This window comes from Stutzerimonas sp. FeSN7 (assembly GCF_030263795.1).
Lineage (GTDB): Bacteria > Pseudomonadota > Gammaproteobacteria > Pseudomonadales > Pseudomonadaceae > Stutzerimonas > Stutzerimonas stutzeri.
The window spans coordinates 3,502,444-3,525,046 of the sequence record NZ_JARPMN010000001.1 but is presented as its reverse complement, the minus strand read 5'-3'; the positions used below and the strand labels follow the sequence as shown (position 1 = coordinate 3,525,046).

Below are 22,603 nucleotides of genomic sequence, written 5' to 3'. Positions count from 1 at the left end.
CATGATCACCACGCTGCGTCATTCGCAACCCGGCAACGGACGCGCCTCGCGCAAGCCCGTGCAACGGGGTGCGAGCCGCCTGGTGACGCCGCAGCCGCTGTCGCAGCGCCTGCCCAGGCCCAGCCTTGCCGGTCTGAAGCGTTTCGTCTGGCCAGTGCTGCTGGTCGGCCTGGCGGTCGGGCTGTACGAACTGGGCGAGCGCCTGCTGCCCTATGCCGACCGGCCGATTGCCAAGGTCAGCGTCCAGGGCGAGCTGGGTTACGTAAGCCGCGAGGCGGTTCAGCAGCGCATCGCGCCTTTCGTCGAGCAGAGCTTCTTCAAGGTTGATCTGAACGGCATGCGCCACCAACTCGAACAGATGCCATGGATTGCCCATGTCGAGGTTCGCCGCGTCTGGCCGGATCAGGTAATGGTGCGTCTGGATGAGCAATTGCCGATTGCCCGTTGGGGGGGCGAAGCATTGCTTAACAATAAAGGCCAGGCTTTCTCGCCGGATGACCTGAGCCGATATGAACACTTGCCACATTTGTATGGTCCGAAGCGGGCCCAACAGCGGGTCATGCAGCAATACCAGATGCTTAGCCAGATGCTGCGCCCGCTGGGGTTCTCCATTTCCCGTCTCGAGCTGCGTGAACGTGGAAGCTGGTTCCTGACCACCAACCAGGGCATCGAGTTGTTGCTGGGGCGGGACCAGGTAGTAGAAAAAATGCGTCGCTTCACTGCCATTTATCAAAAGGCACTGGAGCAGGAAAGCGAGAAAATCGCACGGATCGATCTGCGCTATGCGAACGGCCTGGCAGTCGCCTGGCATGAGCCGATCCCGACTGCGACGGATACGACCGTCGCTGCGAAGAATTGAGGAATGAAACACATGTCGAGCGTGCAAAGCGGCAAGATGATCGTCGGCCTAGACATCGGCACCTCCAAGGTGGTGGCGCTGGTGGGCGAGGTGACCGCCGATGGTGAACTGGAAATCGTGGGCATCGGTACCCATCCTTCGCGCGGCCTGAAGAAGGGCGTGGTGGTGAACATCGAATCCACCGTGCAGTCGATCCAGCGCGCCATCGAAGAAGCCCAGCTGATGGCTGGCTGCCGCATCCATTCAGCCTTCGTCGGTCTGGCCGGTAACCACATCCGCAGCCTGAATTCCCACGGCATCGTGGCCATCCGCGACCGCGAAGTGAGTACCGCCGATCTGGAGCGTGTGCTCGACGCGGCGCAGGCGGTTGCCATTCCTGCCGATCAGCGCGTGCTGCACACCCTGCCGCAGGACTACGTGATCGACAACCAGGAGGGCGTGCGTGAACCGCTGGGCATGTCCGGCGTGCGTCTGGAGGCCAAGGTGCACGTAGTCACCTGTGCGGTGAACGCTGCGCAGAATGTCGAGAAGTGCGTGCGCCGCTGCGGTCTGGAAGTGGACGACATCATTCTCGAGCAGCTGGCGTCGGCGCACGCCGTGCTGACCGATGACGAGAAGGAGCTGGGCGTCTGCCTGGTGGATATCGGTGGGGGCACCACCGACATCTGCATCTTCACCGAGGGCGCGATCCGCCATACGGCGGTGATCCCGATCGCCGGTGACCAGGTCACCAACGACATCGCGATGGCCCTGCGTACGCCGACCCAGTATGCCGAGGAGATCAAGATTCGTTATGCTTGCGCGCTGGCCAAGCTGGCTGGCGCGGGCGAGACCATCAAGGTCCCCAGCGTTGGCGATCGCCCTCCGCGTGAACTGTCCCGGCAGGCCCTGGCAGAGGTGGTAGAGCCGCGTTACGACGAGCTCTTCACCCTGATCCAGGCCGAGCTTCGGCGCAGCGGTTACGAGGATCTGGTCCCGGCCGGGATCGTTCTCACCGGCGGTACAGCGAAGATGGAAGGAGCCGTCGACCTGGCCGAGGAAATCTTTCACATGCCGGTGCGCCTTGGCGTGCCGCACAGCGTCAAGGGACTGGCCGACGTAGTACGCAATCCAATCTATTCGACGGGCGTGGGCCTGCTGCTGTACGGACTGCACAAGCAGGCCGACGGCGTTCCCGTGCCTGGACTCGGCAACTTTGCCGACGAATCAAAGGCGTCTGTTCTGGATCGGCTCAAGGGCTGGATCCAGGGCAATTTTTAAGCAGTGCGCTGTAAAACCAAAACTAGAAAGCTGGAAGGAGAGAGGGAAATGTTCGAACTCGTAGATCATACCCCGCAAAGTGCAGTCATCAAGGTCATCGGCGTTGGTGGCGGCGGCGGCAATGCCGTGAACCACATGGTTCGCAACAACGTTGAAGGCGTCGAATTCATCTGCGCCAACACCGATGCGCAGGCGCTGAAAAAGGTCGAGGCGCGTACCGTGCTGCAGCTCGGCTCGGCCATCACCAAGGGCCTGGGCGCCGGCACCAATCCGGACATCGGCCGTCAGGCTGCGATGGAAGACCGCGAGCGCATCGCCGAAGTGCTGGAAGGCGCTGACATGGTGTTCATCACCACTGGCATGGGTGGCGGTACCGGTACCGGTGCTGCACCGATCATCGCTTCGGTCGCCAAGGAAATGGGCATCCTGACCGTCGCCGTGGTCACTCGGCCGTTCCCCTTCGAAGGCCGCCGCCGCATGCAGGTTGCCGACGAGGGTATCCGCGCACTGTCCGAATGTGTCGACTCGCTGATCACCATTCCCAACGAGAAGTTGCTGACCATCCTCGGCAAGGACGCGAGCCTGCTGGCCGCCTTTGCCAAGGCTGACGACGTGCTGACCGGCGCGGTGCGCGGCATCTCCGACATCATGCAGCGTCCGGGCCTGATGAACGTCGACTTCGCCGACGTGAAGACTGTCATGGGCGAAATGGGCATGGCCATGATGGGCACCGGTTGCTCCACCGGCCCGAACCGCGCGCGTGAAGCGACCGAAGCGGCCATCCGCAACCCGCTGCTGGAAGACGTCAACCTGCAGGGTGCACGTGGCATTCTGGTCAACATCACCGCCGGTCTGGACCTGTCGCTCGGCGAGTACGCCGCAGTGGGCGAGATCATCGAGGCCTTCGCTTCCGATGAAGCCACTGTCAAGGTTGGTGCCGTGATTGATCCGGACATGGCTGACGAGCTGCATGTCACCGTGGTCGCCACCGGCCTGGGTCCGCGCAACGAAAAGCCGGTCAAGGTCATCGACAATACCGTGCAGACCGTCGCCGCTGCCGCTCCGGCCCCGCGTCAGCAGGAGCAGGCTGCCGTGAACTACCGCGATCTGGAGCGCCCGACCGTCATGCGCAACCAGGCCCATGCGGCGGCCACCGCTGCCAAGCTGAATCCGCAGGAGGATCTGGATTATCTGGATATTCCGGCGTTCCTGCGTCGTCAGGCCGATTGATTGAAGTTATCAGGAGTATTGGTGTGATTGGTGTTCAGCAAAGTTGGCATCTGCTATTATCGCCGCCAATTGTTGAAAACTATTCGCAACTAGTGCTACAGCGAAGCAAAAGGCCATGATCAGACAACGCACCCTGAAGAACATCATTCGCGCCACCGGCGTCGGCTTGCATTCGGGAGAGAAGGTTTATCTCACCCTGAAACCGGCACCGGTGGACACCGGGATCGTGTTCTGTCGCACCGACCTCAATCCGCCTGTGGAGATTCCCGCGCGGGCCGAGAATGTTGGCGAAACCACCATGTCCACGACGCTGGTCAACGGTGACGTCAAGGTCGACACTGTGGAGCATCTGCTTTCGGCAATGGCCGGCCTGGGGATCGACAACGCCTACGTCGAACTCTCCGCGTCGGAAGTGCCGATCATGGACGGCAGCGCTGGGCCTTTCGTATTCCTGATTCAATCCGCCGGCCTGCAGGAGCAGGACGCCCACAAGAAGTTCATTCGCATCAAGCGTGAAGTGACGGTCGAGGAGGGCGACAAGCGCGCGACCTTCCTGCCTTTCGACGGCTTCAAGGTGAGCTTCGAGATCGATTTCGATCACCCGGTTTTCAAGGGTCGCACCCAGACTGCCAGTGTGGACTTCTCGAGCACTTCCTTCGTCAAGGAAGTCAGCCGTGCACGGACCTTCGGGTTCATGCGCGACATCGAGTTCCTCCGCTCGCACAATCTGGCGCTCGGCGGCAGTGTTGAGAACGCCATCGTGGTGGACGAAACCAGTGTGCTCAATGAAGACGGCCTGCGTTACGAGGACGAATTCGTGAAGCACAAGATTCTCGATGCCATCGGTGATCTGTACTTGCTGGGCACCAGTCTGATCGGCGAATTCCGCGGCTATAAATCCGGCCACGCGTTGAACAACCGCTTGCTACGCACCCTGATGGCACAGAAGGATGCGTGGGAACTGGTGACCTTCGATGACCCGCAGACCGCACCGATCTCCTACATGCGTCCGGTGGCAGCCGGCTAAGCTGTACCTCTCTTCCTAAATTCAAGGCCACCCTCGGGTGGCCTTTTTTTAGGTTCATCGCGCTTTCCCGGGGAAGGCAGCCTTGATTTTCAGGAAGAAGTATTCCGAGTCCCGAAAACCATAGGCCATACGCTTGATCACCTTGATGCGGTTGTTGACGCCCTCAAGGACGCTGGTATGCATGTGGAAGTTGGCACTGGCGAGGATGCCTCGGGCGTATTTGCGCAGGTTGCGAGCGAATCGCTGTAGCGGCGCGAGGCCGCTGTCCCGGGCGTGCCGCAACCAGGTTCGCCAGCGGCGCCAGCCCTCTCGTACGCTGGGGGCGAACCAGACATCCTTCAGCGCATCCTTGAGGACATAGACCGTAGCCAGCGGCTGGTTGGCCGCGAGTAGTTCTTGAAGCTGCACGGCTTGTCCGTCCTTCAGGTTGTTGCGATTGCGCAGCAGCAGCCAGCGGCTTTGCTTGACCGCCTTTCGTGCCGGCTTGTCTTCGCGCAGGAGGTTGGCCTGGTCAACCCGGATACGGTCGATCACATCCCGACCGTAGCGCGCGACGACGTGAAACAGGTCGTACACCACTTCGGCTTGCGGGCAATGCTTCTTCACCTCCAGGTCGAAAGCCGTGTTCATGTCCATGGCCACCGCCTCAATCTGCTGGCAGTGCTCGCCGAGCAATTCAAAGAACGGGCGGATCGCCTCACGGCTGTTGCCGTGGCCGACCCACAACACCCGCGTTCGCTCGGCGTCCATGATGACCGTGGCATAGCGATGCCCCTTGTGCAGGGCGAACTCGTCCATCACCAACCGGCGGACACCGCTTGAATCGAAGGTGCCTACCTCGGCTTGAAGGCGTCGTTTATCGAGCGTTTTGAGGGTGTGCCAGTGCAGGCCGGTGAGCTGGCTGACGTGGCTGATCGGCAGCAGCCGCAGCAGGCTTTCGAGCCAGACCCGTAACCGCCGGGTCAGGCGAGATGCAGGCTCCAGCCAGTCGATCCGCTCGGTCACCCGCCCACAACTCAGGCAATCGACTCGGCGCACGGGTAGTTGAAGCAAGACGCGCTGATCGAACAGATCACGATCGCGCACCAGACGAATCCGGCGCTCGTGAATCAACGGGCTGAGCTGACCACAACGCCCGCACCTGGGCACTGAACCGGCTTGAGGCTCAAGCTCAATCAGAAGGGAGTTGTTGGCGGATGAACGGCAGGCAACGGCGTCATAGCCTGGCCAGAACGAGGCAAGATCAATAGGATGCACGGCGACAGCAGGGACAGGTGGATGGTTGGTTTGGCGACTACCAATTTACCTGCTTCCCTGACTGTCAACTCGCTCTTCCCCCAGAGTCCGCGAAGAACCTTTTTTTATTCTGTAACGCAGCTGGCATGCGAGCCGGCGGATCGCGGTTCAGTTCATGCCGTCCAGCAGGCCGGCCAAGTCGTCGGCATGCTCCTCTTCCTGCGCCAGGATGTCTTCGAAGATGCGCCGAGTGGTAGGGTCCTTGTCGCCGATGTACTGGACGATCTCGCGATAGCTGTCGATGGCGATGCGTTCGGCCACCAGGTTCTCGAAGACCATGTCGCGCAGGCCATTGCCCTCGGCGTACTGCGCATGGGCGCGTTCGGTGAGGCTGTCAGGATTGAAGTCGGGCTCGCCACCCAGCTGAACGATCCGCTCGGCCAGGCGATCGGCGTGCTCCTGCTCCTCATTGGCGTGCTCGAGGAACTCGGCGGCGGCGACGCTGGATTTCAGTCCGGTCGCCATGTAGTAGTGACGCTTGTAGCGCAGGTAACAGACCAGCTCGGTGGCCAGCGCCTCGTTCAGCAGGTTGATCACCACCTCGCGGTCGGCCGAATAGCTCTCGGTGACCGCGCCATTCTCGACGTGTTGACGGGCCCGTTCGCGCAGGCTCTGTTTGTCGCTCAGTTGTACGTAACTCATCGCCATCTCCTGGTCTATGCACCCTGTGCAGTGCTTCACGGTTCGCCAATTGAGATCGGGATGCTGGCGAAAAGTTTAGCCCGCCACCTGTTCCGGTGGCGGACGCTCCGGTTCGGACTGGCCAGGGCCGGGCTCGTCGATGGGCACCGGCTCGTCTGGGTCCTCGCGCTTGGGATTGCCCGGTGCCGGCACTGGAGGCTGTTGGCTGGTCTCGATTGAGATCATCAGCTTAGCGCCTTCAGCAACTCGTCCTTGCGCATCTTCGAGCGGCCACGAATGTCGCGCTCGCGAGCCTTTTCCATCAGCTGGTCGCGGGTCATGTCGGCAAGGCTGGTGCTGGACGAACCTGAGCCGCGTGCCGAGCCCTTGTTGGGCGATTTGCCCTTGCGCGCATCTGCGGCGCGATGGGCCGAATCCTTGCGGTCGGCGCGCTTGGCCGTTTCGCTCTTGCCCTTGCCGGAACCGCCCTTGCGTTCACCGCCACCGGACTGCTTGTTGACCGTGGCCCAGGCACGTGCTTCGGCCTCTTTCTCCGAGACGCCACGCTCCTCGTAGCTTTCCTCGATGTGCTCAGCCTTGCGCTGCTGCTTGTCGGTGTACTTGGATTTGTCTCCACGGGGCATGGTGAAACCTCCTCTGGCATCTACCACTGTGCTTGGACGTGAATGCGAGCCTCAGCGACGCAGGTTGCGCTGGTTTTCCTCGAGCTGCTTGCAGGTCAGGAAACCCTGGCCATCCACCCGGCCGGCACTGTCGAAACTGACGTAATAGGGCTGCTGCTTGCCGTCCCGGTTGAGGATGTAGTCGTGACACAGGCCCGGTACCACGGTGCGTGCCGTAGCCCGGGACGGTTCACCGCCGATGCTGAGCACGCGCGCCTGCGTCATGCCGGTTTCCACGTCCCGTACCAGCGGCTCGTCGCGATAGGTGATTCGGTCGACGGGGTTCTGCACGTTGCCGGAGCAGCCGATCAACAGAGCCAGCGGAGCGATGAAAAAAAGGGTGCGCTTGAACATGTGAGATCCTCATGCCGGACGGTCATGCTTTTATGGCCATCAGGCGGCTCGCAAGGTTCAACGTGGCAAAGCGCCGGCGGCTCGGCGGTCGTCTGGAGTGACACGCCAGATGACATCACCCACGTCATCGGCAACCAGCAGCGCGCCGTGCCGATCCACCGCGACGCCGACGGGCCGGCCCATGGCTTCGCCCGCAGCATTGACGAAGCCGCTCAGCACGTCTTCCGTCTGCCCGGCCGGCTTGCCATCGCGAAAGGGAATGAACACCACCTTGTAGCCGCTACGGGGCCTGCGGTTCCATGAACCGTGCTGCCCTACGAACGCGCCGTGGAGGTAGCGTGACGGCAGCAGCCTGCCCTCGTAGAAGGCGAGTCCGAGGGAAGCGGTGTGCGCGCCCAGTGCGTAGTCCGGAACGATGGCGCGCTCGACCAGATCCGGTCGCTGCGGTTTGACCCGAATATCGACATGCTGGCCGAAGTAGCTGTAGGGCCAGCCGTAGAAGCCGCCGTCCCGGACCGAGGTCATGTAGTCCGGTACCAGGTCACTGCCGATCTCGTCGCGCTCGTTGACGGTGGTCCAGAGGTCGCCGGTATCAGGGTGCCAGGCCAGGCCGTTGGGGTTGCGCAGGCCGGAGGCGAACACCCGCAGCGTGCCGGCCTGCGGATCGACCTCCAGTATCGCGGCGCGGTTGACCTCGGCGGCCATGCCGTTCTCCGCCACGTTGCTGTTGGAGCCGCTGGTAACGTATAGCCGCGAGCCATCCCGGCTGGCGATGACGTTCTTGGTCCAGTGATGGTTGATCGGCCCCGCCGGCAGGTCCACTACCTTTTGCGCGGGCGCTGTGATGCGGTCAGCACCCTGTTCGTAGGGGTAGCGCAGCAGGGCATCGGTGTTGGCCACATAGAAGCTGTCGCCGATCAGCGCCATGCCAAACGGCGAATTTAGGTTTTCGAGGAAGGTGGTGCGCACTTCCGGCACGCCGTCACCGTCGCCGTCTCGCAGCAGGGTGATGCGATTGGCGCTTGGCCCGCCCGAGCCTGCACGCGCCATGAGCTTCTTCGCGATCCAGCCGCGCAGGCCCTGGTTCTCCTGCTTCGGCGGGGCGTCGCTTTCGGCCACCAGTACATCCCCATTGGGAAGCACATACAGCCAGCGTGGATGGTCCAGGTCCGTGGCGAATGCCTCTACGCGCAGACCGGGCGCGGCCTGCGGCTTGGCGCCGGGTGGCCAGCCTCTGGCCGTGGCGATATGAACCGTGGGCAGCAGCGTCTTGTTCGGCGCGGGCAGGGCAGGTGTCGGGCCATAACCGCTTTCCACGGGCAGCTTGGCGGTTTCGCTGCAGCCGCCAAGGGCAAGCAGCGCGGCGAGAAGCAGCGTGACGATCCGTATATGGCACAGCATGGAATGACCCTCGGATGAACGATGGTTCGATCAGGGCGCGCGATTGGCCTCGCGCCGCTTGCGTGCTGCGCGCAGCGCCGTGTGACGCTCCAGCCGAGGCATCAGCACGAAGATGGCCAGAGCCAGCAGCGTACTTAGCACAGCGGTGGCTTCATGCCCCAGGCCAACGGCCACACCGATGGCTGCGGTAAGCCAGATTCCGGCGGCAGTCGTCAGGCCTTTCACATTCTCCACCGAGCTGCCCTTCAGAATAGTTCCTGCGCCAAGAAAGCCGATGCCGGTGACCAGGCCCTGGATCACCCGGGAAATGTCCTCGAGGCTCATGCCGGCCTGCACCGGCACCAGTACCAGCAGCGCCGCACCAAGGGCCACCAGCATATGCGTGCGCAATCCGGCGGCCTTGCGTTTGCGCTCGCGTTCATAGCCCAGCAGGCCGCCGAGAATCGTTGCGATCAGCAAGCGGCTGCTGACCCGCGTCGCATCTTCCAGGTCGGTGATATCGGAAAACTCCGCGGTCACGGTACTGGAGATGATCGCCCACCATTCCATGTCCTTCTCCATGCCAGGCTGGTCCAGATATGGAGTCGCGGCAGCGGCCGGGGGTTCGCTACTCGGTGACTCGGAAGCGCAGCATGCCGATCATCTGCCCGGCTTCGGTGACGACGCGAACGCGCCAGCGCCCCGCGGGCTGCGCGGGGAAGTTGCGCTTGTGCGTCCAGGCCCGGTAACCGGCTTCGCGACCGCCGCTGATGTCCAGCGCGATACGATCGACGCGCCGCCCGTTATGCGTCCACTCGTGGTAGATGCGCTCCTTCAGTCCGCGCGGTGCGTTGATCGCGGTATAGGCGTACAGCCCGTTGGCCTGCAGCTCGGCGCTGCTCAGCTCGCGCAGCCCTCTGCCGGGTTTGCGCTGACGGTCGTCGAGGCTCATGGTCACGGCGACATCCGTCAGCCAGAGCGTCGCCGGCGGAACCCAGGTCCGTCCCCACCAGCCGGCGGCACCCAGTGCCACCGCCAGCAGCAGGACGCCCGGTATGGTGCGCCAGCCCAGACGCGGGAACAGGCCGCTGAGGCTGGGCAATGCCAGGAGCACGGCGACGCCCAGGGCGAGTTGGTAGCTTTGCGGGGTGGACAGGTGAAGGATGATCGGCAGGGCCGTGAGCAGTACCGCGAACAAGGTCAGCGCATGGAAGCCCAGATAGACCCAGCGGCGTGGCGCCAGCCACTTGTAGTACAGCGGGTCGATCAGCGAGACGAGTGCCGCTAGCCCCAGTAGCCCGGTGAACAGCGCCTGGCCGCTGTTCCAGGTGGTGGTTATGGCAAAGAACGGAATGATGAAGAACAGGCTTTCCTGATGAACCATCTGCGTGGCATAGCGCAGCAGCGGTTGCGGCACTTGCCAGCCGAACCAGCGCTGCAGGCTTCTGCGCAGGCTGGATTCGAGCACCAGCCAGAGCCAGCTGACCAGCATGACCAGCGCGACCACCTTGGCCAGCCCGGCGTGGCGTTCCACCAGCACGAAACTGGCGACGCCGGAGACGAATCCGAACAGCGCAACGGTGCCGGGGTAGCGACGGATCAGATTGCTGCCCAGCTCGAACAGGCGCGACAGCAGGGGCTTGAGTTGCATGTTGAGGCGGTCCGGCTACGGGCAGTGGTACTGCCTACGAGTATCGAGCAGTGAGCGACAGAAGCAAGGCTGCCGTGCACTCGGCATCGGCGGTGACGTGATGCCTGCCGGCTCGCCTGGCGCTTCCGTGTGGGGCACCAGGCGAATGGGCGGCGCTCAGTGGTCGGCCTGCGGAACCTGCTGCGCTACGTCGGTCTGCTCCGGCATCGCGGACGAGTGGTGGCTGGTGATCAGCCACTGCCCGGCATCCGCAAACCACTTGTAGGTGAAGGTGTAACGCGCAGGGACAGTGGCCCCGTCGGCGAAATGGAAGCTGTACAGGCCGGTGTCGAGCGCGCTGTTGCAGTCGATCATGACCATGCGCGAGACGATCTCGCCCTTCGGCTTGAGCGCCAGGAAGTGTTGGAAGTAGTCCAGCTTGGCCTCAGGCGTTTGCCGTGGGGTGTTGGATACCGTTGGGAGAAGCATCGAATCGCGAGCATAGTTTTCCACGACCCGTTGCGGATCGCCCGTCTGCACGTCGGCATTCCAGCGGTCGAACAGGGCGGCGACCTGGGCCTCGTCGATAGGCTGGCAGGCCTGTTCGTTCGCCAGGGTTGCAACAGGGGAAAGGGCAAATAGCAGGGGCAGGGCGTATTTCATCGTGTCACTCGTAACCGGTGGGTGAATTGCGGAGCGGCGCCGCAGCGGTACTGCACGGTGTGCAGGGGATGTGACCTCGTCGCCCTCCGCTTATTCGCGGCCGGTGGTCGATTGCCCGATTGCCGCCTCGACGGCTTCGCGAACGAGGGTGTAGGCGTGCACCTTGTCCGGTGCCAGCCGAACCTGCGGCAGACCAACCGTTTCGCAGAGACGGTCCATGAAATCCTGCTCGGCTTCGGGTTCGTCCAGATTGATCACGCAAACGGGCTGCAGGTCCGTCTTCGTGCACAGGAGGAAATCGAAGCGCGCCGCTGCGATGCGGTTGCTGGCCTGGTACCAATAGGCGCGCCGGGGAATGGCGGTGACTTCGATGACATCGGCGACGCTCACCTTGGGGAGCACCAGGTAGCGCTCGCCGAACGTGCCTTGCAAGTGCTCCAGCAGTTCACGCTCGGCAGAAGCGAACAGAGGCACCTTGAGTCGATAGGGGTATTGCAGCGCCGGGTGGTTGAGTTGGCGATTCTTGATGAAGAACACCAGCACGAAGCAAACGAACGCTACCAGCGTCAATGCCAGCCAGCTCATTGGGTTGCCTCCGTCATCGGTCTTTGATCGAAGCGTTGTTGCTCTGATTGTGAGCCCGGGCCGGCTAAATGGTTCGCTCGTTTATCCACTACAGCTGTGAGTGTTGTTGTGGATAACCGCTGGACTTCGGTCGCTAGGCCTTATGGGACTAAGGCGTGGCGGCTCTGGTCAGCTTTTGATCAGTTAGCATTGGAGCGCCCGGACCAGTCCGCGGGAGGAAATATGTTTGCGTCGGTGGTGCTGCGCAGGACGGTTATCCCCGACTACTGTGGACGTGGCTGTGGATAACGTGGGGGAGGCGTGCTGCAGGCCACCAGCGGTGCGGCGTGCAGCACGCAGAGCAAAAATTGATCAGCTGTGTCGGGTCATTGCGGCGCGGTCTTGGCCCAGCGACTGTGAGCGGGCGGCTGCCAGGCTTCAAGCAGGCTGATCAGGCTCTGCGGCTGATCGCTGCGTTGCAGCATCTCGCGGTGCTGCGCGCGGACGAAGCCCTCTTCAACCAGATGATCGAGGAAGTGGCTGAGCTTGCTGTAGAAGTGATTGACGTCCAGCAGGCCGAGTGGCTTGGGGTGATAGCCCAGCTGGCCCCACGTCCAGACTTCGAACAGTTCTTCCAGCGTACCCAGCCCACCGGGCAGGGCAATGAAGGCGTCCGCCAGCTCCGCCATGCGAGCCTTGCGCGCATGCATGCCGTCGACCACTTCCAATCGGCTGAGGCCGGTGTGGCCGACTTCGGCGTCCTTCAGGCTCTGAGGAATGATGCCAATAACCTCGCCACCGGCGGCCATGGTGGCATCCGCCACCACGCCCATCAGGCCTACGGCACCGCCCCCGTAGACGAGGCGAATACCGTTGGCGGCCAGGGTGCGGCCGAGATCCTGGGCGGCTTGTTCATAAACGGGATTGGTACCGCGGCTGGCGCCGCAGAAAACGCAGATGGAACGCAGGGACATCGGCTACTCCGCTGGTTGGGCTGGCAGCGAAGGTTACGCCGCCACGCCTCACCGGCCAAGGGAGGCGATGTCCCTGGACTGAGCGCCGGCTTATCGCGCTCGCTCAGCGACCGGCGGCAGCCGAGGCGTAATTGGCGAACAGACGCTCGAACAGGCTATGGCTGGGCATGATGGGCTCCCTTGTCGTTGATGGCCCCATGCTACGGCCGATGCCGCGGCTCTGCCGTTAGTTTCTGAACATCGCCACGATAGCGCCGCGCCTATGTGTCGCTGTCCACGAATTGTGTGCGCCACTCTGTGGATAACCTTGGGAAGACTGCCCGCAAGCGAAGCGCCGTGGGGGGTGGCGAACCTTGTATGTTTTATGTTCAGCTGCCAAGCGTGCGGCGGCAGGCCGCATCCCAGAAGGGTTGACGGGCATGCGTCGGGATTGCAGCAGTCAGACTGCCGGGGGTAGTGACTGCCCGATTTATCCACGAAAGCTGTGGAAAACTCTGTGAGTTGTTTGGGCAAAGACTTCTGCAGGCAGCCAATGGCGCGGCCGGCCGGGTGTTGCGCGAAATCCGCCCAGGCTCCGCGAATGGGCAAGGGTCATCCCCGGCCCTTATGCCGCGGCATTCATTTCTGGCCGCTTGCTTGTGGGGACGCCGAGGCCTGTTCAACACTCCGGTCCCTGAATCTCATCCAACAAGAATCGCTGAGGGAGTTCGCATATGACTGATGCCATCCGCTTCGAAGACAAGGTCGTGATCGTGACCGGGGCCGGCGGCGGGCTGGGGCGTGCCCATGCCCTGTTGTTCGCCCGCCACGGCGCCAGAGTGGTGGTCAACGACCTGGGTGGCAGCACCCAGGGCGAGGGCGCGAACAGTTCCGCAGCCGACCGGGTGGTGGAGGAGATTCGCCAGGCCGGTGGCCAGGCGGTTGCCAATCATGACTCGGTGACCGACGGCGCGCGCATCGTTCAGCAGGCGCTGGACACCTACGGGCGCATCGATGTGGTGGTCAACAACGCGGGCATCCTGCGCGACAAGACCTTTCACAAGATGGAAGACGCCGACTGGGACCTGGTCTACCGCGTGCACGTCGAGGGCTCCTACAAGGTGACCCGCGCCGCCTGGCCGCACATGCGTGAACAAGGCTTTGGCCGGGTGATCTTCACTGCCTCGACCTCCGGCATCTACGGCAACTTCGGCCAGTCCAACTACGGTATGGCCAAGCTTGGCCTGTACGGGCTGACACGTACCCTGGCGCTGGAAGGGCGCAAGAACAACGTACTGGTCAATGCCATCGCCCCCACGGGCGGCACGCGGATGACCGAGGGGCTGATCCCGCCGCAGGTGTTCGAGCAGTTGAAGCCGGAGCTGGTCAGCCCGCTGGTCGTCTACCTGGGAAGCGAGCAATGCCAGGACACCGGCGGGCTGTTCGAAGTGGGCGGCGGCTGGATGGGCAAGGTGCGCTGGGAGCGCAGTCTCGGCGTGGGCTTCGACCCCAAGGCCGGGTTCGATGCCGAGGACGTCGCGGCGCAGTGGCAGCAGATCTGCAATTTTGAGAATGCTGCGCATCCGGCCGACAACATCGAGGCGCTGAAGGAGATGATGGCCAACCTGCAGAAGCATGCCGGCTGACACCTCCTGCCGCTTGGCGCTCCGCCGGCATGGCCGCCGGAGCGTTCACACCGGAGCCGGATCCGGTTCCGGTCGCAACAGGCGCAGCGCCTTTTCCCGCGCCTGGGTGAGATTGCGTACGTAGAGCAGATGCCCCTGCAGGCGATGGATGCCGGCACGGCGCAGCTTCAGCCGAACCTGCGCACTGCTGCCACTGAGAATGAGGGTGACGCCCAGGCGGCGGTAATCCACCAGCACGTTCTCCAGCGATGCCAGGGCCGTCATGTCCAGCATTGGCACCGCGCTGATGTCGACGATCACTACCTTGACCTCGGGGTTGAAGCGCCGCAGCGCTCCCAGAGCCTTTTCCGCGGCGCCAAAGAACAGCGGCCCGCGGATCGCATAGGTGGCCACATGCTCGGGCATGTCCCGCAGGATGCGCCGCTGCTCTCGGGGGAGGGCGGTGGTGTCGGTCAGCTCGCTCATGCGCTTGATGAACAGCCCGGCCGCCAGCAGCAGCCCGACGCCTACCGCCAACACCATGTCGAACAGCACGGTGAGGATCAGGCAGGTCAGCAGCACCAGCACGTCGCTGCGCGGGGCGATGCGCAACACGTGCATCACGTGCGGTGCTTCGCTCATGTTCCAGGCCACCATCACCAGCAACGCCGCCAGTGCTGCCATTGGCAGATAGCTGAACAGCGGCGCCAGCCAGAGAATTGCGACCAGCACCACGCCGGCGTGGATCATCGAGGCCAGTGGCGAAAACGCGCCGGCCCTGACATTGGTCGCGCTGCGGGCGATGGCGGCGGTCGCGGTGATGCCACCGAACAGTGGCGCGACCAGATTGCCCAGCCCCTGGCCGATCAGCTCGCCGTTGGGCTCGTGGCTGCTGCCGGTCATGCCATCGGCGACGACGGCGCAGAGTAGCGATTCGATGGCGCCGAGCATGGCAATGGCGAAAGCCGGTGCCAGCAGCTGGCGGAACAGTTCGTAGCTCAGCTCTAGCGGCTGGCCGTCCGGACCGGGCAACAGCCACGGCCAGGCAAAATCCGGCAGGAACGGCGGAATGCCCGGGTGCGTGACGCCATCCAGGGTGTAGCTGAAGCGTTCACCAAGGGTTGCGACCGACAGCCCTGAAGACTCCAGCAGTGCCCCTGCCACCGCCCCGACCGTCAGCGCCACCAGATGTCCCGGGATCTTGGGCACCCAGCGTGGCCAGACGATCAGCACGGTGAGGCAGATCACTGCCACCAGGGCGTCACCCAGATGCGCGCTGGGCAACGAGCGCAACAGCAGGCCGACCTGCTCGACATAGTGCTGCGGTTGCTCGGAGAGGGTCAGGCCGAACAGGTCCTTGATCTGCAAGGTGGCGATGACGATGCCGATGCCCGCGGTAAAACCGAGGGTCACGGGGTAGGGGATAAAGGCGATCAGGCGGCCGGCGCGCAGCAGGCCGAGGGTGATCAGAATCAGGCCGGCGAGCATGGTGCACAGCAGCAGTCCGCCCAGGCCGAACTGCTGGGTGATCGGTAACAGAATCACCACGAACGCCGCCGTCGGCCCGGAAACGTTGAAGCGTGAGCCCCCGGTCAGGGCGATCAGCGGAGCCGCCACGAGTACCGTGTACAACCCGTGCTGGGGCGCCACGCCGACCGCGATGGCCAGTGCCATGGCCAGGGGGATGGCGATGATGCCAACGGTCAATCCGGCGCTGATGTCGCCGCGCAATGCGCGGGCTCCGTAACCCAGGTGCAAGGCCTGCCGCCATGCCGCGAACAGAGGGGGTAACTTCATGCCTGGAACGCTCCTTGTAGGCGAAGGCGCCATTATAGGCGCCAGACACCGCTTGTTATTTGTGCCGAACAATCGCCTGTGATCGCGGCCAGGCGATGTACGACCTTGGTCGCAAGCGGTCCTGGCGCGTTGAGTGAGCCGCCTGCGAGGAGTAAACTGCCGCCCCCGTGAGACCCCGTGGACCGGAGGCGGCATGCGTAAAGACAAGAAGCAGGTGATTGGCGACGAGATCGGGGATGAGTCGATCAAGCTGTTTCTGCAGCCTGAACCGGCTGACGACACCCCACCTTCGTTGCACAAGCTGATCAAGGCCTACCGCGGCCTTCGCATCGATGACTTCGAGCGCTTTCTCGGCTTCTTCGTGGCTGCCGGCTACGATCTCGACGCCAGGAACAGCAAAGGGCAGAGCTTTGTCGATCTGATCGCCGATCAGCGCCAGGCCGCGCCCTATATCGAGCTGATCGAGGCCCGGCGCGGCTGAACTGCGGGTCGCCATTTCGTATCGAACGCATCGGATTCAATCGGCAGCGCGCGTACTGCGAGCCGCGCGCTGTGATCGAACTCGGCAACATGATTCGCAATCGTTTTCCTCGCAGCGTCCACCGTCGAGCACCGGGCCAGGCCCGCTCCGGAGGGATCGCAGCGAGAGGGAGGAGGCCAAAAGCCGACCTTCCGAAGCTGGCAGGCAGCCTGTGGTTGCCTGTTCTCGGGCACATGTTCCCGAGCAGCGGTCCAGGCACATGCTCCGTTCCTGACCGTCTGGCTGGTGGGTTTTACGGGGCCGCGTACTGCGGTCACGACAGTTTAATGCTGTGATTCTGGAGAACGCGTTGATGACGCAACACGATAGCGAAGCAGTGGATATGGTGCTGGTGGGAGCCGGCATCATGAGTGCGACCCTGGCGGTACTGCTCAAGGAACTCGATCCCAATATCAAGCTGGAAATCGTCGAGCTGCAGGAATCCGGAGCCATCGAAAGCTCCAACCCGTGGAACAACGCCGGTACCGGCCACGCGGGCCTTTGCGAGCTGAACTACACCCCTGACAGCAAAGACGGCACGATCGACATCAAGAAGGCCGTGCTGATCAACACCCAGTTCGAAGTCTCGAAGCAGTTCTGGGCCTACCTGGCCGACCGCGAAGGCTTCGGCTCCCCGCGCGATTTCATCAATCCTGTTCCGCACCTGAGCTTCGTGCGCGGCAGCAAGAACATCGACTATCTCAAGCGCCGCTTCGACGCGCTGAAGACGCATCACGCCTTCGCCGACATGGAGTACAGCGAGGATCGCGCGACCCTCGCCGAGTGGATGCCGCTGATGATGCCGGGCCGTGATCCGAGCGAGCCGATCGCCGCGACGCGCGCCATGAACGGCACCGACGTCAACTTCGGTGCGGTGACCAGCCAGCTGCTCGGTTACCTGGCGCGCAGTGGCGGGGTCAAGGTTTCCTACAACCAGAAGGTCACCGGTCTCGACCGTACCGCCAGCGGCTGGAAGGTCGACATCAAGAACACCCGCACCGGTGGCTCGCGTCAGGTGCAAGCCGGATTCGTGTTCCTTGGCGCTGGCGGTGCCGCGCTGCCGCTGCTGCAGATGTCCGGCATCGAGGAGGGCAAGGGCTTCGGTGGTTTCCCGGTCAGTGGTCAGTGGCTGCGCTGCGACAACCAGGAAATCGTCAAGCAGCACCAGGCCAAGGTCTACAGCCTGGCCGCGGTGGGCGCGCCGCCGATGTCGGTGCCACACCTCGATACTCGCGTCGTCGATGGCAAGAAGTCTCTGCTGTTCGGCCCCTACGCCGGTTTCACCACCAAGTTCCTCAAGCGCGGTTCGTTCATGGACCTGCCGCTGTCGATTCGCCCGAGCAACATTGGCCCGATGATGGCCGTCGCTCGCGACAACATGGACCTGACCCGCTACCTGATCAAGGAAGTGATGCAGTCCATGGAGGATCGCCTGGCAACGCTGCGCGGCTTCTATCCGGAGGCCAAGGCCGAAGACTGGCGCCTGGAGATTGCCGGTCAGCGCGTGCAGATCATCAAGAAGGATCCTAAGAAGGGTGGCATCCTGCAGTTCGGCACCGAACTGGTCGCAGCGAAGGATGGCACCATCGCCGCACTGCTCGGCGCATCGCCGGGTGCTTCGGTGACTGTCTCCATCATGCTCGATCTGCTCGAGCGCTGCTTCCCCGAGCAGTACCGCTCGCAGGCCTGGTCGAGCAAGCTGCAGGAAATGTTCCCGGCGCGCGAAGCCACGCTGCAGAACGATGCGGCAGCCTATCGTGAGATCAGCCAGATGGCGGACAAGCGCCTCGGCCTGACCTACTGATCAGCTGCGCTGAAGCGAAAAAGCCCCGTACCGAACGTACGGGGCTTTTTTGTGCCTCCGGTTCTACCTGCCCATCACGCCGCGCGCAGGCTCTCGGCGGGAAGCGGCTGGCCAATCCAGCTCAGGCGAACTTCCTCCACCTCGATCCAGGCGGCGCCCGCGGGCTTGCAGGCACTGCTGAGCAGCATGCGGCACCGGCCATGTTCATCCAGCAGCGCGAGGTGGCGAGCGGGGCGGCGGCGCAACAGGGAAATCAGCTGTCGCATGATGGTCTGCACTCATGGTGATTGGCGTCTCGTCGTTATCGCAAAGCCCTGTGACAACTGCGTGAAAAGGAACGCGGCAGTGGCGCCGCCGGTCTGAATCGCATCACTGTCGGCGCGTCGTGCCGGTGGGTATACTGCGCCGCATTCATCGCCCCTAACCCTGGAGAAAACAGCATGCTGCAACGCCTGTTGTTCGGTCTTGTCACCGTTCTTGGAATGAGTCTGGTCGGTTGTGCCCACAGCCCGCAGCAGCTCGACCCGAACCCCAAACTCAACGGCACCATCAATCCCGTTGGCCAGGGGCAGCCCGTGGTCGTACGGGTGGTCGATGCGCGCCCATCGCCGACCCTCGGCACCCGTGGCGGCCTGTATCCGGAAACCAGCGCGGTGATCGTGCCGAGTGCCAAGGTCATCCCCAAGCTGCAGGCCCAGACCGAAGCCGCCGTGCGACTGCTCGGTTTCACGCCATCGCCGAACGCCTATAACGCGCCGCAGCTGACGCTGACCTTGGCCGAGCTGAAGTATCAGTCGCCGAAAGAGGGGCTGTACGTCACCGAGGCGAATATCGGCGCAACGCTCAAGATCGAGGTGCAGAATGCCGGCAAGCGCTACAACGGCCGCTATGGTGCATCGTTGAACCAGCGCTTCGGCATGGCGCCAAACGAGCAGACCAACACCAAGCTGGTCAGCGATGTGCTGAGCGATGCGCTGACCCGGGTATTCCGCGACGACAATATCGGCCGCCTGCTGGCCCAGTAAGTCGGCCCGCGATACCACGTACGTGCTGCACCCGAACCCCGCCACGGCTGTCCGTGGCGGGGTTTCTTTTTGCCCCTGCCATAACGACGACGCCCCGCACGAGGCGGGGCGTCGGTGGCGAGCAGGCTGTCAGCGCACGCCGGAGTTGCGCAGGGCTGCCGGGGTGTACTGGTTGGAGTTGGCCTTGTAGTTGTAGGTGTAGGGGTTCTTCTCTTCGTTCTTCATGCCCATGACCAGATAGCGGCCGGAAATGAGGTCGTAGAGGGTCTCCATGGAATACAGCGGAACCTGCACATTGTAGAAGTGCAGGCCGTGGGCTTCGGCCACGCGCCAGAGCTGATTGCGACCGTCGTAATGATCGACCACTGCAGCCTGCCAGGTGTCCTCGTCGATGAAGAAGTGGCGCTTGGCATAGATATGGCGCTCACCCGTCTTCAGGGTAGCTTCCACTTCCCACACGCGGTGCAGCTCGTAGCGGGTCAGATCCTGGTTGATGTGGCCGGGCTTGATGATGTCGCTGTACTTGAGCTGCGGCGAATCCAGGCGATAGGCGTTGTAAGGGATGTACAGCTCCTTCTTGCCGATCAGCTTCCAGTCGTAGCGGTCCGGCGCGCCGTTGAACATGTCCAGGTTGTCGGAGGTACGCAGGCCGTCCGCTGCGGTGCCCGGGCCGTCATAGGCGACCTGCGGGGCGCGGCGCACGCGGCGTTGGCCGGCGTTGTAGATCCACGCCATGCGCGGTTCCTTCACCTGGTCCAGGGTTTCGTGCACCAGCAGCACGTTGCCGGCCAGGCGGGAGGGTTCGGTGACCTGCTGCTTGAAATAAAACAGCACGTTGCCATGCTTCTCCGGCTTGTAGTCGGTGAGGGTGTCGGTGTAGACCACCTCGTCGACGAACTTCACCAGGCTGAAGTTGCCGTTCACCTGCGGCGTGGCCTGGGCGACGACGCGACGCGCCGAGCCGCCACGGTAGCGGGTGATGTGGTTCCAGATGACTTCCAGACCGTCCTTGGGAATCGGGAAGGCGATGGCCTTCTCGAAGTTCTCCAGGCCGTTGCCGCCGCGAACCAGCTGGGTCTGCGTGGCGTTGCGGGCCGCCGCGTCGTAGACGTGCTGCGGCATGGCGGCGCTGCGACGGGTCTCGTACACCGGCAGCCGGTAGCTGTCCGGGTAACGCTTGAACATGGCGATCTGGCCGGGCGTGAGGTTGGCCTTGTACTGTTCGTAGTTCTGCGCGGTGATGGTGAACTTCGGCTTGTCGCCGGCATAGGGATCGCCGACGAAGCCATCGGGCGAAACCGGAGCGGCATCCTGCGCCAGACCGCCGGTCCAGGCGGGAATGGTGCCTGCCGCATTACCAGCCTTCTCGGCGCCGACCGGGGTCAGTTCGCTGCCCAGGCGTGCCGCCTCGGACTGGGATACCGCGGCCATGGCGCTGCTGGCCAGCAGCGAAAGGGTTAACGCTCCGGTTGTGAACATTGTTGTTTTCATTATTTCGTCCTGTGGTTCTGAATACTGATTCCCCGTGGCGCAGCCGAAGCGGCGCCAAGTGATCGGCGTAGCGATGTGTGCCGGCAGCGGCTCCGGGTGATGCCGTGGATGTCGCTGTCGACCCCCGCACACGCTCTATTTCGCCGTTTCGAGGTATGCCGAGGGTGAAGGTGGGGCCGGTCATAAGTCAAGGCCGACCGGTGAAGATGGCGTCATAACCCGGGGTGATGATGGTGCCGGCGCGCGCCATTTCGTCGGTTTTGCCGGGGAAGGAAGGGCTGCACAGGTAAACTGGGCGGCTGTCCGGCGTCGGCTGGTCGACATGTAATCGAGGAATCCCGATGCTGTTTCATGCGCAGACCGAGCTGATCCTGGCTCCGGCGTTGCTTCTCAATGTACTGGCACTGATATGCGCGCTATGCGGCGGATGGCTGCTGGCGGCGACCCAGTGGCGGGCCGCACGGGCCGGTTCGCGCGGTCAGGCCGCGGTCGGTTCGTCGGTGCTGCTGACCCGCGCGGCTGCAACCGCGCGGGTCAACCTGGCCTTCTACCGTTTCGGTGCAGGCGGGCTGGCGCTTGCCCTCGGCCTGTCCATGGCCTCGCGGATGCTCTGAGCGGACTGTTCAGGGCTCCAACCCAGCCAGCAGGCGGTACTGGTTGCGCACCGGGGTCGCATACTGCTGGATCAGGTACGGCTGCTGCACGCTCGGGCAGGCAGCCAGACGTTTGCTCCATTCGGCCTCGGCCCGCTCGATTTCCTCGCGGCTGAACAGTTCGGCGGCACTGGGCACCTTGATTTCCGGGTCCTGCTCATCCCATAGCCGGTAGGCCAGGTAGTGCACCGGAAACAGCCGGTAGCTGCCGAGAATCTGCCGATCCACCGCTATGGCCATCTGCTTGGCGTCGTCCGGCACGCTTTCCATCGGCGAGCCGAAGGCAATGTGTACGCGGCCTTTATAGCCGGTGATACCCAATGCGATGCTGGCGTCATCCTCGCCCGGAGCCTTGCTGTAGGTTCCGGTCGTGGCGCGGATGTAGAGCTCCCGGGCCTTGGCCTGATCGCAGGGGTCGTACTCGTAGCTGATCGATACCGGCACCGGACGCAGCGCCTCCAGCGCCTCGGCGAAGGCTTCGTCCTTGCGGCTCATGTGCAGCATCTTGAGGATGGCCGAATCGGTACGGTCGTCACCATCCTTGGCGCGGCCCTCGGCCTGGGCGATCCAGACCGACTCGCCGTCGTTGCGTATCGAGTGATTGATGTACGCCGAGAGTACCTGATAGGCGGCCAGCTTCTCCCGGCGGCCAGTGATGGAACGGCGCACGATGAAGCTCTTGTTCAGGCGCATCAGGTCGCTGACGAAGGGGCGTTGCAGCAGGTTGTCGCCGATGGCGATGCGCGGTGTGCGGATGCCGGCCTGGTAGACCGCGTAGTTGACGAAGGCCGGGTCCATCACGATGTCGCGGTGATTGGCCAGGAACAGGTAGGCGCGGCCCTGCTGCAGGTGCTCCAGTCCGGAGAAGGTCACGCCGTCGGTTGCGCGCTCGATGGTCCGGTCGATATAGGCTTCGATCTTGTGCTGCAGGGCATCCACTGTATGGATGCTGGCGAACTGCTTGCGCAGGCGGCGCGAGATTACCGGCTTGATCAGCCAGCCCATGCTGTCGGCCAGGCGCGGGAAGCGGAAGTGCGCCAGAATGTCGAGAAACTCCCGGTCGGCGAACAGGCGCGCCATGACAGTCGGTACTTCGGCGTCGGCGTAGGGTCGGATGGCTTCGAATTCGTCCATCATGCTCTCTGTAAAGGAAACGAGGAACGGGCCT

Annotated in this window: 24 protein-coding genes; 9 read left to right on the top strand and 15 right to left on the bottom strand. The window is 63.3% G+C overall.

The window, feature by feature from the left end:
- Position 1 precedes the first annotated feature (1 nt).
- The 4 genes from P5703_RS16780 to lpxC all read left to right on the top strand — a co-directional run bounded on the left by P5703_RS16780 (position 2) and on the right by lpxC (position 4,376).
- Entirely contained in the window at positions 2 to 859 is an 858-nt protein-coding gene (locus P5703_RS16780) for a cell division protein FtsQ/DivIB (protein WP_011912272.1), read from the top strand.
- A 12-nt stretch (positions 860 to 871) separates the two neighbouring features.
- A complete protein-coding gene (ftsA, locus tag P5703_RS16775) occupies positions 872 to 2,119 on the top strand; it encodes a cell division protein FtsA (protein WP_011912273.1) in 1,248 nt (415 codons plus the stop codon).
- 48 nt (positions 2,120 to 2,167) lie between these two features.
- Positions 2,168 to 3,349 carry a cell division protein FtsZ gene (gene ftsZ / locus P5703_RS16770; protein WP_011912274.1) on the top strand — a complete coding sequence of 394 codons (1,182 nt, stop codon included), beginning with the start codon at positions 2,168 to 2,170 and terminating at the stop codon, positions 3,347 to 3,349.
- Between the two features lie 115 nt (positions 3,350 to 3,464).
- A complete protein-coding gene (gene lpxC, locus P5703_RS16765; RefSeq protein WP_013981967.1) occupies positions 3,465 to 4,376 on the top strand; it encodes a UDP-3-O-acyl-N-acetylglucosamine deacetylase in 912 nt (303 codons plus the stop codon).
- A gap of 54 nt (positions 4,377 to 4,430) precedes the next feature.
- Here lpxC and P5703_RS16760 read toward each other — a convergent pair whose 3' ends face one another.
- The 11 genes from P5703_RS16760 to P5703_RS16710 all read right to left on the bottom strand — a co-directional run bounded on the left by P5703_RS16760 (position 4,431) and on the right by P5703_RS16710 (position 12,541).
- Positions 4,431 to 5,633 carry an ISL3 family transposase gene (locus tag P5703_RS16760; protein WP_161612779.1) on the bottom strand — a complete coding sequence of 401 codons (1,203 nt, stop codon included), beginning with the start codon at positions 5,631 to 5,633 and terminating at the stop codon, positions 4,431 to 4,433.
- A gap of 147 nt (positions 5,634 to 5,780) precedes the next feature.
- Positions 5,781 to 6,314 (bottom strand): ferritin-like domain-containing protein, encoded by a 534-nt coding sequence (locus P5703_RS16755; RefSeq protein ID WP_011912275.1) that lies wholly within the window; start codon positions 6,312 to 6,314, stop codon positions 5,781 to 5,783.
- Positions 6,315 to 6,389: 75 nt separating this feature from the next.
- Entirely contained in the window at positions 6,390 to 6,539 is a 150-nt protein-coding gene (locus P5703_RS16750) for a hypothetical protein (RefSeq protein ID WP_013981969.1), read from the bottom strand.
- Entirely contained in the window at positions 6,539 to 6,937 is a 399-nt protein-coding gene (locus tag P5703_RS16745; protein ID WP_013981970.1) for a Rho termination factor N-terminal domain-containing protein, read from the bottom strand. The genes P5703_RS16750 and P5703_RS16745 overlap by 1 nt, the downstream gene beginning before the upstream one ends.
- A 51-nt stretch (positions 6,938 to 6,988) precedes the next feature.
- Positions 6,989 to 7,330: an osmotically-inducible lipoprotein OsmE gene (gene osmE / locus P5703_RS16740; RefSeq protein WP_014595977.1), complete on the bottom strand. Its 342-nt coding sequence runs from the start codon at positions 7,328 to 7,330 to the stop codon at positions 6,989 to 6,991.
- A 57-nt stretch (positions 7,331 to 7,387) separates the two neighbouring features.
- Positions 7,388 to 8,731 (bottom strand): PQQ-dependent sugar dehydrogenase, encoded by a 1,344-nt coding sequence (locus tag P5703_RS16735; protein ID WP_285588238.1) that lies wholly within the window; start codon positions 8,729 to 8,731, stop codon positions 7,388 to 7,390.
- Positions 8,732 to 8,761: 30 nt separating this feature from the next.
- Positions 8,762 to 9,280 carry an MgtC/SapB family protein gene (locus P5703_RS16730; protein WP_011912279.1) on the bottom strand — a complete coding sequence of 173 codons (519 nt, stop codon included), beginning with the start codon at positions 9,278 to 9,280 and terminating at the stop codon, positions 8,762 to 8,764.
- Between the two features lie 58 nt (positions 9,281 to 9,338).
- Positions 9,339 to 10,361, bottom strand: a complete 1,023-nt coding sequence (locus tag P5703_RS16725; protein ID WP_011912280.1) for a DUF5924 family protein — start codon at positions 10,359 to 10,361, stop codon at positions 9,339 to 9,341.
- Positions 10,362 to 10,517: 156 nt separating this feature from the next.
- Complete coding sequence (locus P5703_RS16720) at positions 10,518 to 11,003, bottom strand: SgcJ/EcaC family oxidoreductase (protein ID WP_011912281.1); 486 nt, start codon at positions 11,001 to 11,003, stop codon at positions 10,518 to 10,520.
- A gap of 90 nt (positions 11,004 to 11,093) precedes the next feature.
- Positions 11,094 to 11,588 (bottom strand): DUF2726 domain-containing protein, encoded by a 495-nt coding sequence (locus P5703_RS16715; protein WP_011912282.1) that lies wholly within the window; start codon positions 11,586 to 11,588, stop codon positions 11,094 to 11,096.
- A 365-nt stretch (positions 11,589 to 11,953) separates the two neighbouring features.
- A complete protein-coding gene (locus tag P5703_RS16710; RefSeq protein WP_019405579.1) occupies positions 11,954 to 12,541 on the bottom strand; it encodes a cytokinin riboside 5'-monophosphate phosphoribohydrolase in 588 nt (195 codons plus the stop codon).
- Positions 12,542 to 13,254: 713 nt separating this feature from the next.
- On the opposite strand from P5703_RS16710, the gene P5703_RS16705 reads away from it, so the two are divergent.
- Positions 13,255 to 14,166, top strand: coding sequence for an SDR family oxidoreductase (locus P5703_RS16705; protein ID WP_011912284.1), 912 nt, complete (start codon positions 13,255 to 13,257; stop codon positions 14,164 to 14,166).
- A 45-nt stretch (positions 14,167 to 14,211) separates the two neighbouring features.
- On the opposite strand, the gene dauA is transcribed toward P5703_RS16705, so the two are convergent.
- A complete protein-coding gene (gene dauA, locus P5703_RS16700) occupies positions 14,212 to 15,942 on the bottom strand; it encodes a C4-dicarboxylic acid transporter DauA (protein ID WP_285588231.1) in 1,731 nt (576 codons plus the stop codon).
- Between the two features lie 193 nt (positions 15,943 to 16,135).
- On the opposite strand from dauA, the gene P5703_RS16695 reads away from it, so the two are divergent.
- On the top strand, positions 16,136 to 16,423 hold the full coding sequence (locus P5703_RS16695) for a PA4642 family protein (protein WP_011912286.1): 288 nt from the start codon (positions 16,136 to 16,138) through the stop codon (positions 16,421 to 16,423).
- Positions 16,424 to 16,754: 331 nt separating this feature from the next.
- The gene (gene mqo, locus P5703_RS16690; RefSeq protein WP_080505043.1) at positions 16,755 to 18,266 is read left to right on the top strand and encodes a malate dehydrogenase (quinone); all 1,512 of its coding nucleotides are present in this window, start codon (positions 16,755 to 16,757) and stop codon (positions 18,264 to 18,266) included.
- Positions 18,267 to 18,340: 74 nt separating this feature from the next.
- Here the strand turns inward: mqo and P5703_RS16685 are convergent, their stop codons facing one another.
- The gene (locus P5703_RS16685; RefSeq protein ID WP_045631897.1) at positions 18,341 to 18,532 is read right to left on the bottom strand and encodes a hypothetical protein; all 192 of its coding nucleotides are present in this window, start codon (positions 18,530 to 18,532) and stop codon (positions 18,341 to 18,343) included.
- 174 nt (positions 18,533 to 18,706) lie between these two features.
- On the opposite strand from P5703_RS16685, the gene P5703_RS16680 reads away from it, so the two are divergent.
- A complete protein-coding gene (locus P5703_RS16680) occupies positions 18,707 to 19,291 on the top strand; it encodes a YajG family lipoprotein (protein WP_011912289.1) in 585 nt (194 codons plus the stop codon).
- A 129-nt stretch (positions 19,292 to 19,420) separates the two neighbouring features.
- Here P5703_RS16680 and P5703_RS16675 read toward each other — a convergent pair whose 3' ends face one another.
- The gene (locus P5703_RS16675; RefSeq protein ID WP_017244389.1) at positions 19,421 to 20,770 is read right to left on the bottom strand and encodes a DUF1329 domain-containing protein; all 1,350 of its coding nucleotides are present in this window, start codon (positions 20,768 to 20,770) and stop codon (positions 19,421 to 19,423) included.
- A 353-nt stretch (positions 20,771 to 21,123) separates the two neighbouring features.
- Here P5703_RS16675 and P5703_RS16670 point away from each other — a divergent pair, with 353 nt between their 5' ends.
- A complete protein-coding gene (locus P5703_RS16670; protein WP_079328463.1) occupies positions 21,124 to 21,396 on the top strand; it encodes a hypothetical protein in 273 nt (90 codons plus the stop codon).
- Between the two features lie 9 nt (positions 21,397 to 21,405).
- Here the strand turns inward: P5703_RS16670 and P5703_RS16665 are convergent, their stop codons facing one another.
- Complete coding sequence (locus P5703_RS16665) at positions 21,406 to 22,572, bottom strand: 1-acyl-sn-glycerol-3-phosphate acyltransferase (RefSeq protein WP_014595985.1); 1,167 nt, start codon at positions 22,570 to 22,572, stop codon at positions 21,406 to 21,408.
- Between the last annotated feature and the right edge of the window lie 31 nt (positions 22,573 to 22,603).

Coding starts and splice junctions, on each gene's coding strand:
- P5703_RS16780 (WP_011912272.1), top strand. CDS start 2: ATGATCACCACGCTGCGTCATTCGCAACCCGGCAACGGACGCGCCTCG.
- ftsA (WP_011912273.1), top strand. CDS start 872: ATGTCGAGCGTGCAAAGCGGCAAGATGATCGTCGGCCTAGACATCGGC.
- ftsZ (WP_011912274.1), top strand. CDS start 2,168: ATGTTCGAACTCGTAGATCATACCCCGCAAAGTGCAGTCATCAAGGTC.
- lpxC (WP_013981967.1), top strand. CDS start 3,465: ATGATCAGACAACGCACCCTGAAGAACATCATTCGCGCCACCGGCGTC.
- P5703_RS16755 (WP_011912275.1), bottom strand. CDS start 6,314: ATGAGTTACGTACAACTGAGCGACAAACAGAGCCTGCGCGAACGGGCC.
- P5703_RS16750 (WP_013981969.1), bottom strand. CDS start 6,539: ATGATCTCAATCGAGACCAGCCAACAGCCTCCAGTGCCGGCACCGGGC.
- P5703_RS16745 (WP_013981970.1), bottom strand. CDS start 6,937: ATGCCCCGTGGAGACAAATCCAAGTACACCGACAAGCAGCAGCGCAAG.
- osmE (WP_014595977.1), bottom strand. CDS start 7,330: ATGTTCAAGCGCACCCTTTTTTTCATCGCTCCGCTGGCTCTGTTGATC.
- P5703_RS16735 (WP_285588238.1), bottom strand. CDS start 8,731: ATGCTGTGCCATATACGGATCGTCACGCTGCTTCTCGCCGCGCTGCTT.
- P5703_RS16730 (WP_011912279.1), bottom strand. CDS start 9,280: ATGGAATGGTGGGCGATCATCTCCAGTACCGTGACCGCGGAGTTTTCC.
- P5703_RS16725 (WP_011912280.1), bottom strand. CDS start 10,361: ATGCAACTCAAGCCCCTGCTGTCGCGCCTGTTCGAGCTGGGCAGCAAT.
- P5703_RS16720 (WP_011912281.1), bottom strand. CDS start 11,003: ATGAAATACGCCCTGCCCCTGCTATTTGCCCTTTCCCCTGTTGCAACC.
- P5703_RS16715 (WP_011912282.1), bottom strand. CDS start 11,588: ATGAGCTGGCTGGCATTGACGCTGGTAGCGTTCGTTTGCTTCGTGCTG.
- P5703_RS16710 (WP_019405579.1), bottom strand. CDS start 12,541: ATGTCCCTGCGTTCCATCTGCGTTTTCTGCGGCGCCAGCCGCGGTACC.
- P5703_RS16705 (WP_011912284.1), top strand. CDS start 13,255: ATGACTGATGCCATCCGCTTCGAAGACAAGGTCGTGATCGTGACCGGG.
- dauA (WP_285588231.1), bottom strand. CDS start 15,942: ATGAAGTTACCCCCTCTGTTCGCGGCATGGCGGCAGGCCTTGCACCTG.
- P5703_RS16695 (WP_011912286.1), top strand. CDS start 16,136: ATGCGTAAAGACAAGAAGCAGGTGATTGGCGACGAGATCGGGGATGAG.
- P5703_RS16685 (WP_045631897.1), bottom strand. CDS start 18,532: ATGCGACAGCTGATTTCCCTGTTGCGCCGCCGCCCCGCTCGCCACCTC.
- P5703_RS16680 (WP_011912289.1), top strand. CDS start 18,707: ATGCTGCAACGCCTGTTGTTCGGTCTTGTCACCGTTCTTGGAATGAGT.
- P5703_RS16675 (WP_017244389.1), bottom strand. CDS start 20,770: ATGTTCACAACCGGAGCGTTAACCCTTTCGCTGCTGGCCAGCAGCGCC.
- P5703_RS16670 (WP_079328463.1), top strand. CDS start 21,124: ATGCTGTTTCATGCGCAGACCGAGCTGATCCTGGCTCCGGCGTTGCTT.
- P5703_RS16665 (WP_014595985.1), bottom strand. CDS start 22,572: ATGATGGACGAATTCGAAGCCATCCGACCCTACGCCGACGCCGAAGTA.